Here is a 12,201-nt window from a genome sequence, read left to right as displayed (position 1 = left end):
TTGTTGTCGGCAGCCCAGTCGAGGATCTTCGGGGTCTTGTTGGCCGACAGGTTGTCCATGATCACGTAGATCGGTGCGCCGTCCGGTCTGGCCGCCCTGATCGATTTGAGGGCGGCCAGACTGTGATCGCCGCCCTTGCGGCGGCGGGTGACGCCCCAGAGCTGGTCGTCGCCGACGGAGTAGCAGCCGTGGAAGTAGCGGATGCCGTGGGTCCGCCGGTAGGTCGCCGGCAGCCGGTCGGGATGTTTGCGCGGTGTCCAGCCCGAGCCGTGGTGCGGGCGGATCGACAGTGGCCCGAACTGGTCGAAGGCGAAACACCGCTGCGGGAAGCGGGTGAGGACCTCGTCGATGCGGTCGAGTTTGGCGTCGAAGGCAGGGTCGTTGGAGGTCTTCCAAGTGCGTGTGCGCTGGAAGCTGATCCCGTACTCGTGCAGGATCTGGCGTAATCGTTCCCGGCCGATGCGGACCCGGCGTTGTGGATTGTGCAGGTGGGCGGCGAGTTTGCGCAGGCTCCACCGGGTGAAGGGCAGGCCCGCCCTCGCGGGACGGGCCTTGGCCGTCGCCACGACGAACGCGATGTCGTCGGGACTGATCAGGCGGGGACGGCCTCCCGCCCACCTAGCCCGGATCTTTCGTGTGGGTGGCAAGCTGGCTTGAGACCGTGACCGGTGGCTGTTGCGGGTCCTCGTTCCGGTGTTCGGGGTGGTCGAGGTGGCCCGTTGTCGGCCAGGGTGCCGCCGGGTTCCACTGCCCGGTGGTGGTGCTGGGTGCTCGTAGGGGTGGGTTTTGGCTGGTCAGGCTGGTTGCGGTAGGTCGTGTAGGCGCTGGTGGCCGGTCGTGATCAGCTCGGCCCAGGGCGCGTGGCCGGCCAACCGGAGGTGGACGCGGCGGGCGTGGCGGGCGATGCGTCCGGCGACGGAGAACAGGCGTAGCCGCAGGCGTTTGGGTTCCCAGCGGTGGGCTTCGTGGTCGGTCAGGGCGAGCATCTGGGTCCAGGCGGTCAGTTCGACCGCCAGGGCCACGATCGCGACCCAGATCCGGTTGTGGGCGTAGCCGTGCAGGGGCAGGTTGGTCAGTCCGGTGGCCTTGGCGGCGCGGATGCGGTCCTCGGCGCGGGCCCGGCGGCGGTGGCGCAGTTCCAGATCGGCGAGTTGGCCGCGGCTGGTGTTGGTGGCGAACGCGGTCAGGCGGAGTCCGTCGGCGTCGGCGAACCGCAACTGCGCGCCGGGATGCGGTCGTTCCCTGCGGACCAGGACCCGCATCCCTTTCGGCCAACCCGACAGGTCCAGCACGCCGGTGGCCTCGGCGACCCAGGCCCCGTCACGCGGGGCGCCCTCGTCGTCGTAGGCCGGGGTCCACGCGTTCGCGGGGATCAGGGCGAGGCGTCCGACCGCGTCGTCGGGCAGGGTGAACCCCAGCGAGTAGGCCAGTTTCCTTGCCTGTAACCACTCCACGAACTCGTGGGTGCCTCCGGCGGCGTCGGTGCGGATCAGCACCTTGCGTCCGACGCGTCCACCTTTGGCGGTGAACGGCAACTGCCGCAACGCCTCCCGGGTCACCGTGATGTGGTCGGCGGCGGTGTTCGATCCGGCGTTGCCGGGCCGCAACAGCAACGACAGTGGTTCACCGGTGCCCTGGGCGCCGTGGTCGACGAACGAGCACAACGGATGGAAACCATAGCCACGCTTGAACGTCGGGGCCGCGTTCTCCTTCTCGGAGTGCGCGGTGAGCAGGGTCGCGTCCAGATCGACGATCAACGGCTTGTCGGGTCCGATGCCGTGGTCGGGGGCGTGCCGGCCGGCCGCCTTAAATGCCGCCGCCCGCACCCTGGCGCGGGCGGCGGCCACCGCTGCCAGGACCTTGTCGCAGTCACGGGCCAGGGTGTCGATCAGCCGTGACACCGTCGGGTCCGAGGCGACCGGGCCGAACAGGCCCGGTTCGGCACGCAGGGTCGCGATGTCGGCCAGGCAGTCACCGCCGACGGCCAACGCGATCGCCAGATCGCACACGATCTTCCCAGGGTCGTGGACCGCGGTCGGCGCCCGCCACCGACCCAACGCCGTCGACAACGCCCGGTCCAGGCCTGTCTTGCGCACGGTCTCGACCAGCAACGTCGCACCCGCCTGCGACACCACTCCCGTTCCGGCGGTGTCGACGGTCAACGACGGATACGACCGGGTAGGCTTACTCACCGGAAAGGTGCTCCTGAACTCGCACGGACAAGGCCCTAGACAAGCCATATCCTTGCAGCTCAGAGCACCTTTCTCTATGAGCTGGCCACTCTCACGTCAATCCCCCCGTGAAAGCAGCGGGCTGCTGGTCGAGACCGTCCGCAAGGCCGGCCTGGACACCGCGATATCAGCGGCGCTGACGCCGTGGCGGAAGGCTCGGGCGGTGCACGATCCGGGCAAGATCCTGCTGGACGTGGCCCTGGCGGTCGCGCTGGGCGGGGACTGCCTCGCGGATGTCTCCATGCTGCGGGCCGAGCCGGCCGTGTTCGGGCCGGTGGCCTCCGACCCGACGGTCTCCCGCCTCATCGACACCCTCGCAGCCTCCGAGGAGAAGGCCCTGCGGGCCATCCGTGCCGCGCGGGCCGAAGTCCGCCACCGTGTCTGGCGGTTGGCCGACCGGGAAGCGCCTGATGCGGGCGGGACGGTGACCGTGGACCTCGACGGGGTGCTGGTGATCGCGCACTCGGACAAGGAGGACGCCGCATCCACGTGGAAGCGAACCTACGGCCACCACCCGCTGATGGGGTTCGTCGACCACGGACCGGGCGGCACGGGTGAACCGGTCGCGGCCCTGCTCAGACCAGGCAACGCGGGATCGAACACGGCCACCGACCACATCACCGCCGCTCAACAGGCATTGGCCCAGCTGCCGAAGAAGTACCGGCGCGGGCGCCGGACCCTGATCCGCACCGACTCCGCGGGCGGCACCCACGACTTCGTCGCCTGGCTCGCCCAGCGGGGACGATGGCTGTTCTACTCGGTCGGCATGGTGATCACCGAGGCGATCCACCAGTATGTACTGCAGGTCCCGGCCTCGGCCTGGACGCCCGCCGTCGAGGCGGACGGCGAGATCCGCGACGGCGCCTGGTCGCCGAACTCACCGGCGACGTCCTGGACGGCTGGCCCAAGGACATGCGGCTAATCGTCAGGAAGGAACGGCCTCACCCCGGGGCCCAGTTGAGGCTCACGGACGCGGACGGCATGCGGCTGACCTGCTTCGCCACCAACACCTCGGGCCGGCCGATCGCCGCACTCGAGCTCCGTCACCGGCTGCGGGCCCGGGCCGAGGACCGCATCCGGGCCGCCCGGGCCACCGGTCTGCGCAACCTGCCCCTGCACCGCACGGCCCAGAACCGGATCTGGCTGGAGATCGTGCAGATCGCTCTCGACCTGCTGGCCTGGATGCCGCACCGCGAGTTCCTCGACCGCTCAAAGCCCTCCGCGCCCGGTGGCCCGGTCAGCGGCTCTACCTGGTCATGGACAACTTCTCCCCGCACCGACACCCCGACGTCCGGAACTGGGCCGCCGACAACGACGCCGAGCTGGTGTTCCTGCCGACCTACTCCAGCTGGCTGAACTGGATCGAGGCCGAGTTCGCCGCCCTGCGCTACTTCGCACTCAACGGCATCGACCACCTCACCCACGCCGAACAGAACGCCGCCATCGCGGCCTACATCCGCTGGCGCAACGCCCGGGCCAAGCCCAAGACCAACTTCGCCACCGACTCACCCATCCGCACCTGGACCCATTACCCGACCAAGGCTGCGTGACAAGCCACTAGCCGGCTTCCATCTCGGAAAGAGGCAGGAAACGGTGGTCGCGAATGGGATACCGGCACGCGACCTGGACGGCCAGCTCACGCGGATCGGCCTTGCGTGACTGGTCGGGTGTGCCGCCGACCGGATCGGCCGGCGGCACACCCGACGCTCACATCGCCAGCGGCAGGAGGTTCTCCCCGCCTCGCCTTGCTTCACGCCTCCGGGCGTCGTCGTATTCCTTGTCGAACCCCCTGCGTTGCTTGGCCGCCACCAGGCCGGGCACCACCGCGAACTCATGGGTGGTCACGGGCCACTCACGCACCTTCTTGGGCAGGACCCTGATCTCCAGCCGCGGCGCACCCCCGCTACGAGTCCACACGGTGGTGTCGTATTCGCGCGCCAGCTGCTGTAGAGCCTCTACCGCCTCGGCGCGGGTGCCGGTGACCGTGTGCGGTCGGATCGAGCGCCAAGCCCGGCCCTTCGTGGTCGGATCCTTGACCGTCCTGCCGTCGCGGCCCCGAAGGCTTTTGCCGGTGACCGGGTCCCTGACCGACGCGGGCCGGTAGACGCGGCGCACCTCCACGACCGTCCAGCACTGCTCACCATCCCGGTCGCCGGCGGCGGCGTGCTCGACGATGTCGGTGAGCCCGTAGTCACGCACGAACTGGGCCGCCGAGTAGCTGCCGAAGAGCTTCTGCCCGGGGTGCAGCGCCATCGCGCGACTCTCCAACCTCAGCGACGTCACGGCGGCCTGCGGCTCGCTGCGCCACCGCAGTGCCAGAGCGACACGCCCATTGGTCGAGGACTGGTAGCAACAGAACTGGCAACAACTGCGCGGCCACCAGAAGTCCGGGTCGTCGTCGTCGCTGAACAGCTCGTGCAGGTAGAGGTCGCAGCGGTCCCGATCCCAATTCCACTCCACCAGGGGGTACAAGGGTTCACGGGCGTTGGTGGTGTAGGAGCTGTCGCGCTCGACGCGTTCGGGCTCGTCGGCCGAGAATCCGATCGCGTGCCTGTAGCCCGCAGCGATCCGTCCGGCCGCGAGTTCGTCGGCGATCGCCGCATCGAGTACTTCACCCTTTGCGCGATATGAACATTCGCGTCGTCCGCTCGCGACCTGGGGCACGGTGAGCGCCTGCTCCAACTCCCGACCCAGGTGCCAGGCGCCACGCCGGATCAGCCGTGTGGGCGCGAAGCTGTCGGCCAGCACGTCGTAGCCTTCGCCGACCTCCTGGCCACCTCGTGCGACCTGCAAGAATCGGACACCGGCGCGGGCCAGCATCGGAATCATGTGGGCGAAGTTCGAGAAGTTGCAGCAGATGCATGATCCAGCAGGGTGTCAATGCGCCTTGCGGGCGTAACCTGCCGGGGCTCGACCATACCGCAAGCAGGCTCTGACGTGCAGATTTGTCGATCTACTTTCATCTGATGCAGGATGCGTGCACCCAGTGAGAGGGGTGTCGTGGCTGATCGCGGGGACGAGCCGGTGGGATCGGCCAGGCTGGAACTGGTCGACGGTGTCGCGTTGCTGCACCCCGAGGACGCGGTACTGGATGCGATGCTTTCGGGCTGGGCCAAGCAGCAGCGGGGCGGTCGTCGACTGCTGGCGAAGACGATCGCCGACCGGGAGTACGTGATCCGCCGGTTTGTCGTGTTCAGCGGTGAGTACCCGTGGAGGTGGACCGCGTCCGATGTGGACGACTTCATGGCCACGTTGATCGGCGAGGAGAACAAGGCCGGCTCCACGGTCCGCAGCTACCAGGTGGCGCTGCGGCTGTTCTGCGACTACATCACCTCGCCGCACTACCGGTGGGCGCAGGTCTGCGAGGACAGGTTCGGCACCCATCCGGTCCAGGTCTGCCACGAGTGGAACACCGCCGCTCACCTGACCGACTACGAGGGTGACCCGAAGCGGCGTCCGATGACCCGCGAGGAGATCCAAAGGTTCCTGGACTTCGCCGACGAGCGGGTGGAGCGGGCGGTGCGACTGGGGCGCAAGGGCGCGTTGACCGCCTACCGGGACGCGACGGTGTTCAAGGTGATCTACGGGTGGGGCCTGCGCTGCAACGAGACCTCGAAGCTGGACATCGTCGACTTCTACCGCAACCCGAAAGCTCCGAAGCTTGGCCGTTTCGGGATGCTGCACGTGCGTTACGGCAAGCGGACCAAAGGCTCGGTGCCCCGCCGTCGGACGGTGGCGATTCTGATGCCATGGGCGGTAGAGGCCGTCGAGGACTACATGGTCAACATCCGACCCCGGTTCAAATCCCACGGCAGTCAGGCGCTGTGGTTGACCGAGCGGGGATCGCGGCTGCAAACGCGGGACATCGAGGACCGCTTCGCGGCCTACCGGAAGGAACTGGAGTTGCCGGAGGAGCTGACACCGCATTGTCTGCGGCACTCCTACGTCACCCATCTGATCGAAGACGGGACGGACCCGAAGTTCGTGCAGGAGCAGGTCGGACACCGATACGCGTCCACGACGGCGCTCTACACCGGCGTGAGCACTGACGTCATGAACACCATGATGCGCCAGGCGCTGAATCGAGCGCTGACCGTCGACGGGAACGAGGGGACGCGATGACCGCGAAGCTGGACTACCGGTGGCACCTACGGGAGATCATGGCCACGCGCGGCATGTTCTCCACCACCGGCCTTCGGCCGCTGCTGGCCGAACGGGGCATCGACCTGTCGCCGAGTCAGGTCTATCGCCTCGTGGTGGACAGGCCCGAGCGGTTGAGCCTGCGGACCCTGGTGGCTTTGATGGACATCCTGGACTGCCGGATGGAGGAGCTGATCACGCCGGTCGCAGCCCGCGCGTCCCGCACGCGCAAGACCGCCGCCTCCGGCGGGGACGGCGCTGAAGACGGCGGTGGGGAAGCCGGGGTGGGCGAGTTCCGGCCCAAGCGCGCCAGGATCACGCCCACCTCGTGAGCGCCACGGACAACCCGGCCCGGTTCATGGCCGATCCGCACGCGGTCGTGAAGGAGATCGTGGTCAAGGCCGACCCGCAGCTGGACGCTGCGGTGGTCGACCAGGTCGTCATGGGTATCACGCTGCACAAACCCCGCCTGCGCAGACTCGGGCAGGCTCTGCAAGCCGATCCCGACCTGCTGACCTCGGGTCGACCGGAAGGGCCGCGGATGGTCGGGCAGCTGATTGGCGCCTTGCTGGCGGCGGGGTCGACTCGGGTCGTGTTGCCTCGCTGCGCCCACTGCGGCAAGCAGAACGCTCTCACCAGCTTGGCTGCCGACACCGGACACCGCATCTGCGGCTACTGCGCCATCAAGCAGCGCGAACAGGTCTGCGGTCGGTGCGGCCGCAAGACCGCAGTCGCCTATCGGGACCGGCACGGAACCGCTCGCTGCCAGAAGTGCCCTCCGATCGACGGCGAGGACCCGGTCACGATGATCGTCCGTCTGCTCCGCTCGCTCGGCACCGGCCTCCCGGTCGGCACCCTGACCACTCTGGTTACCGGCTCGGTCCCCCAGGCCACCCAGCAGCAACGTCTGGCCTGGGAACTGGAGGACAACTCATCGTTGCTGACCGGGCAGGGCGCCCAGGCTCGCCCCGGTTGCAGGCCATGCTCGAAGTCCTGGTCGAGCACGGCGCACACGTCATCGTCCTGCCCGCCTGTCCGTTCTGCGGCGAACATCGTCCCGCCAAATACAGCCGTGACGGGCTGCGCTGTTGTCACAGGTGCTACGAGCAGGCACGGACCGAGCCGTGCTCCCACTGTGGCGTCACCAAGCGGATCGCCACCCGCACTGCGCAGGGCCAGGCTGTCTGCCACGTCTGCTCGCGCCGCGACCCACTGAACTTCCAGCGCTGCACCAGCTGCGGCACACAGGCGACACCGGTGGTCAACAACAGCACCGAGACCCTCTGCAGAGGCTGTTACCGCGATGCGGCATCGTCGAACGGCTCTACCACCACGGCCTCTGCACACGCTGCGCCGCCGACCGCCGACTGCACGACCTGCTCGGCGACACCAACCGGGCCCTGCAACCGGCTGGCCAGGCCGTCCTCGACGTGCTGATCACCAGCAACCCGCTCAACATCCTGCTCTGGCTCCGCGACCCCACACCCCGCCGCATGCTCATCACCATCGGACGCAGCTCCGCACCGCTCTCCCACACTCTGCTCGACAACAGCGGCCCGTCGCAGGCCGTCACCCGCCTGCGGGCTGCGCTGGTCGCGCACGGCGCTCTGCCCGAGCGCGACGAACGACTCGCCGCGCTGGAGCGCTGGCTCACCCCGTTTCTCGAAGCGCAGGTCAGCGACCTCGCCGAACGTCGAGCCGTCCACCGGTTCTTCACCTGGCACTGCCTGCGCCGCCTTCGCCGACGCGGCCAGCGCTCTCCCGCCGGACGGGTCACCCTGAACCAGGCCCTGGCGGTCAAACGCGAGATCACGGTCGCCTGCCACCTGATCCGCTGCCTCAGGGCCGACGGCAGCAGCCTGGCCGACTGCGACCAGGGCGATGTCGACCAGTGGCTGGCAGCGGGCAGCACCTACCGCTACGAGGCACGTACCTTCGTCCTTTGGGCCGTCCGCCGCGGCCACGCCGGCGCCATCACCATTCCCTCGCGTCCCCAGCAGAACCTGCGTTCGGACTTCATCGACGCCGACGACCGCTGGGTCTTGGCCCGTCGACTCCTCCACGACACCACGTTGGACACCGTCGACCGCGTCGCCGGACTCCTGCTGTTGCTGCACGCCCAGTCCCTCAGCCGCATTTCCCGCCTCACACTCGACCGCGTCACCCAACGAGTCGCCGATAGGGCCGTCCAGCTCCACCTGGGCCGCAAGCCATTGGAACTGCCCGCCCCCTTGGACCAACTGGTGCTCGACCTGGTCGACCGCCGGCACGGCAGCGCCGTCGTCGGCCGCACCCACGACCTCACCTGGCTCCTGCCCGGAGGAGCGCCCGGCCAGCCCATCAGCGCGAGGCAACTCATGCGCCGCCTGCAGAAACTTGGCATCCGCGCACGCCACGCCCGCAACACCACGCTCATGGACCTGGCAGCCCAACTACCCGGATCCGTGCTCGGCGACCTGCTCGGCCTGCGCACCACCACCGCGACACGCTGGACCCAGCTCGCGGGCAACACCCGGCCCGCCTATGCCGCCGAGGTCGTTCGTCGCAAGACTTGACCACCTCGAAGCATCGTCAAGGATCAACGGCGCGGCTACTTCGCCGGACCTGCACGCCCCGATCGGCCAGGCCAGCGGCCTTGTTCGGGTCGCGTACGGTGGCCACGATGTCGCCGGTGGGTACTCCGCCAGAGCAGTTCGTCGACGACAGCGGTGGCCCGACGCTGCGTCGGAGCCGATCCCGCGCCGCTGCTCTACGTCGATCGGTATCTTCCGTGTCGGAGTGACTACCCTTAGTGTTGGTTGGGGGTTAGTCGCGCGGTTGGCCTGTGTCTGCGTCACGTCGGTCAAGCCGCTCGGAGTGGAGTAGCCAGGTGGAAGACGCTATGGGGGTGGATCACTGGTGCAGGTCTTCGTCCGACGTGAGGAGTGCAAGCACATCATCTGGGCCGGGCCGCTGGTGGACACGGCGGCGACGCTGAAGGTCGCCGATGAGCTGCGTGGGCGTTCCTGCCCGACGTGCGGCGGGCTTGTCCGCCGAGTGGACTTCGTGGGAATCAACACGGCGACTTCGACGTTCGACGAGCCCCCTGCGCCGCGCAACACCGAGAACAGGCTCAAGAAGGCATCGAAGGCCGATGTCAAGAAGAGCAGGGAGCAGCTGGCGGGGCTGGGCGCGAGGATCAATGACTTCGCCGTCGATCTCCGGAAGGCCGCGCTCGCCCTGACCCCGCCGCACTGGCGTGACACCCTGGCGAAGATTCCGGTCGGCATCCTGCGGACCTACGAGCCCAACGCGGAGTGCATCAAATTCACCGGCTCTGCAGTGCCGGCGATCGTAGTCCACCAGGGGCTGGCCGGGTACCTGTTTAAGATGAACAGGAGCATCTTCCCGCTGCTGGGCACAGGCACGATAAGCGGTGAGGTCAGCCGGTTCGTCGAGGACGAGAAGACCCGGTCGGCGCTGCGGGTGCAGGCGGTAGACACCGCGTTGGAGTTTCTCGGCGTCGGAGGGCCGAGGTCGAAGGCGCTGGTGGAGATCCCCGTGCCGGTCAGAGTCCTGGAGATGCCGCTGACCAAGACCATGGAGGCATTCGTGCTGTGCCATGAATACGGGCACGCGGTGCTGAACCACGCCGACGACCTGCGCTCGATCGGCCGCGACGACAAGGTTCACCTACTGGAACGCTCCAGGGCAATGGAGTTCGAGGCCGACACGTGGGGGCAGGACGCGGTGATAGGCGCGTTCACCGGCGGGCGGAACCTCGAACCGAGCCTGGTCATGTTCGACGAGCTGTTCACCGACGGTGCACCGGAACTGAAGCAGGACATCTCCCATACTGCACCGTGCCTGACACTGCTGTACTTCGAGTTCCTCGACGTGGTCGAGGAACGGCTGGCACGTCACGGCATCGACGTGACCGCGCAGGACGCGCTTACCAGGCGTCGCGCTCGGCTGGCGGCGAAGGGCTCGACCGAGCAGTCGACCCACCCTTCCAACCAGGAAAGGTTCCGGGCGCTTTATGCGCATTTGTCGGAGCACAGCAACTTCACCACCCACACGTGGGTGGCGGCGTTCGAAGGGCACCTGAACAAGATCACCGGTGATCTTGACAACCTCATCGACCGGACCGGGGCGGTCACGGGCAAGCGGCTGGCGCGGCGCTTCCATTGGCCGTGGCGGAAAGCGAGTGCCGAATCGGGCACCTGGCGCGACCCCATCCGCTTGCTGGAGGACGACAACGACACGCGTGCAGCACTGGAGGCGGCGCTGCGTGACGTCGATACATGGAGTCCGTCGCGACCATTTGATCAAACCGAGCTTCGTCGCCGTTTCGAGGAGCGCTGGAACAGGGCCGAAGAACACTTCCAGAAGAAGGAGTACGCTGAGGCGGAGAAGATCTACACCCGGATACTCGATGCAGGCGAGACGGACGAGTCGGTGCCTCTGTACTTTCCGCTCGGGACGTGCCGCGAGAATCTCGGCGACCTGGAGGGCGCGATCGCCGCATTCGGCCGGTACCTGGAGATCATGCCACGCGGTGACGTGGCCGCGCTGTGTGGCTTCGCGCTCGGCCGCATCCTGAGGTTCGAGAAGAATGACCTGCACGGCGCCGAGTCCGCGCTCACCGCCGCGATCACGATCGACCAGGTGGACCTGCGGGCACAGGCGATGCTGTGGTTGGGGACGATCGCATACGAACGGCGTGACATGGAGACGGCGCTGCAGCACTACCGGGATGTGTACGCGTTGCGCGACAACGAGTTCAGCGTGTTCCCCTCCGTGATCCCGCGCTCGGCGTACAACATCGGCATGGTGTTGGAGGAGCGCGGACAGTTCACCGAGGCTGCCAAGATGTTCCGGCACGCACGGGACCACCACGCCATGGACCCGGCTGAGCGCGCTCTCGCCGAGCAGCGCCTGCGGGCCGTACGAGGGCGGTAGCCTCAGCCCTGCCCGGTGTCCCCGACGTCCTCGGCCTCCTCCACCGGGTCGCGTGGCACCGGCTCCGGTTCGTCCGCGGGCGAGAGCAGGCTCATGGCGATCACCTCGTACACGCGATCGCGGGCCTGCCGGTCGCCGATCTCGGCGGTCGTCACCAACGCCCCCTGCAACGCGTTGAACCGGCGCACACTGTCCTCCAGCCCTCGGAGGTTCTCCGCGGCGCGGTCGCCGACGATCTTCGCCTGGCGGAGCAGCAGCCCGCCAGCGGCAGCCGGGATGATACCGGCCAACGCCGTCACCGCGCCCACGTCGAGACCTGCGAGATAGGTGAGCACACCACCGATGAGGACCACGGAGAACCCCAGCAGACCCGACCACAGCGCCGCCTGGTGGTACGCGGAGTGGTGCCTAAGCGCCATCCGGTGGTGCTGGAGGTAGATCTCCGCCTCCTGACGCGCGATCGTGGCCAACTCGCCGGGCTCGGTACGGCCCGCCTCGCCGCCGTGACTCCTGCGTCGGGCCGACAAGCGGACAGCCGCACTGTCGGGATCAGGCTGGGTTCGCCCGAACACCTGGTCCGCGTGCCCGGATTCCTCCCGTAGCCGTCGGGCCTGCGAGCGGCCCGCGATGGCCACACCCAGCACGGCCACCAGAATCGCGGAACTAGCAACGACCAGGGCGATTGTGTCCGCCACGCCGCCGATGTGCCCTGCCATTCGCGATCCCCCGAGCGCTCGATCCTGTGCCGTCGTCAGGGCCAGAGCCTACCCGCAAGGACCTTCCCGCCGGGTGCATACAGATCTTGAAAGGCTGGCATTACGGCGGTTCAGGCTCGAGGTCCAGCCCGGTATGGGTGAAGAAGGCGTCGATCAGCTCGGGCCGGTACTGG

The 12,201-nt window shown here is 68.1% G+C and carries 9 protein-coding genes and 2 pseudogenes; 7 read left to right on the top strand and 4 right to left on the bottom strand.

The window, feature by feature from the left end:
* Positions 1–617, bottom strand: a pseudogene (locus AB0H12_RS44580) (transposase); the annotation flags it as partial.
* A gap of 177 nt (positions 618–794) precedes the next feature.
* A complete protein-coding gene (locus AB0H12_RS44575; protein WP_499632675.1) occupies positions 795–2,240 on the bottom strand; it encodes an IS1380 family transposase in 1,446 nt (481 codons plus the stop codon).
* Positions 2,241–2,313: 73 nt separating this feature from the next.
* On the opposite strand from AB0H12_RS44575, the pseudogene AB0H12_RS44570 reads away from it, so the two are divergent.
* Both AB0H12_RS44570 and AB0H12_RS44565 read left to right on the top strand, forming a co-directional pair.
* Positions 2,314–3,419, top strand: a pseudogene (locus tag AB0H12_RS44570) (IS1380 family transposase); the annotation flags it as partial.
* Entirely contained in the window at positions 3,371–3,781 is a 411-nt protein-coding gene (locus AB0H12_RS44565) for a transposase (RefSeq protein WP_499632677.1), read from the top strand. The pseudogene AB0H12_RS44570 and the gene AB0H12_RS44565, both read left to right, overlap by 49 nt.
* 157 nt (positions 3,782–3,938) lie before the next feature.
* On the opposite strand, the gene AB0H12_RS44560 is transcribed toward AB0H12_RS44565, so the two are convergent.
* The gene (locus AB0H12_RS44560; RefSeq protein ID WP_499632672.1) at positions 3,939–5,060 is read right to left on the bottom strand and encodes a hypothetical protein; all 1,122 of its coding nucleotides are present in this window, start codon (positions 5,058–5,060) and stop codon (positions 3,939–3,941) included.
* Between the two features lie 171 nt (positions 5,061–5,231).
* Here AB0H12_RS44560 and AB0H12_RS44555 point away from each other — a divergent pair, with 171 nt between their 5' ends.
* The 5 genes from AB0H12_RS44555 to AB0H12_RS44535 all read left to right on the top strand — a co-directional run bounded on the left by AB0H12_RS44555 (position 5,232) and on the right by AB0H12_RS44535 (position 11,312).
* Entirely contained in the window at positions 5,232–6,353 is a 1,122-nt protein-coding gene (locus AB0H12_RS44555; RefSeq protein ID WP_499632669.1) for a tyrosine-type recombinase/integrase, read from the top strand.
* Positions 6,350–6,703, top strand: coding sequence for a helix-turn-helix domain-containing protein (locus AB0H12_RS44550; RefSeq protein WP_499632666.1), 354 nt, complete (start codon positions 6,350–6,352; stop codon positions 6,701–6,703). Before AB0H12_RS44555 ends, AB0H12_RS44550 begins: the two co-directional genes overlap by 4 nt.
* A complete protein-coding gene (locus AB0H12_RS44545) occupies positions 6,700–7,587 on the top strand; it encodes a hypothetical protein (RefSeq protein WP_499632663.1) in 888 nt (295 codons plus the stop codon). The genes AB0H12_RS44550 and AB0H12_RS44545 overlap by 4 nt, the downstream gene beginning before the upstream one ends.
* A gap of 214 nt (positions 7,588–7,801) precedes the next feature.
* Positions 7,802–8,926 (top strand): hypothetical protein, encoded by a 1,125-nt coding sequence (locus AB0H12_RS44540; RefSeq protein WP_499632660.1) that lies wholly within the window; start codon positions 7,802–7,804, stop codon positions 8,924–8,926.
* A gap of 343 nt (positions 8,927–9,269) precedes the next feature.
* Positions 9,270–11,312, top strand: a complete 2,043-nt coding sequence (locus AB0H12_RS44535) for a tetratricopeptide repeat protein (protein WP_499632657.1) — start codon at positions 9,270–9,272, stop codon at positions 11,310–11,312.
* Between the two features lie 2 nt (positions 11,313–11,314).
* On the opposite strand, the gene AB0H12_RS44530 is transcribed toward AB0H12_RS44535, so the two are convergent.
* Entirely contained in the window at positions 11,315–12,028 is a 714-nt protein-coding gene (locus tag AB0H12_RS44530; RefSeq protein ID WP_499632654.1) for a TRADD-N-associated membrane domain-containing protein, read from the bottom strand.
* Positions 12,029–12,201: the final 173 nt, after the last annotated feature.

This window comes from Actinosynnema sp. NPDC023794, from assembly GCF_040639675.1.
Classification (GTDB): Bacteria; Actinomycetota; Actinomycetes; order Mycobacteriales; family Pseudonocardiaceae; genus Actinosynnema; species Actinosynnema luteola.
This window is presented reverse-complemented; position numbering and strand designations above follow the sequence as displayed.

Bases quoted from the DNA above. Each gene is read 5' to 3' on its own strand.
- AB0H12_RS44575 (WP_499632675.1), bottom strand. From the start codon at position 2,240: ATGGCTTGTCTAGGGCCTTGTCCGTGCGAGTTCAGGAGCACCTTTCCG.
- AB0H12_RS44560 (WP_499632672.1), bottom strand. From the start codon at position 5,060: ATGATTCCGATGCTGGCCCGCGCCGGTGTCCGATTCTTGCAGGTCGCA.
- AB0H12_RS44550 (WP_499632666.1), top strand. From the start codon at position 6,350: ATGACCGCGAAGCTGGACTACCGGTGGCACCTACGGGAGATCATGGCC.
- AB0H12_RS44530 (WP_499632654.1), bottom strand. From the start codon at position 12,028: ATGGCAGGGCACATCGGCGGCGTGGCGGACACAATCGCCCTGGTCGTT.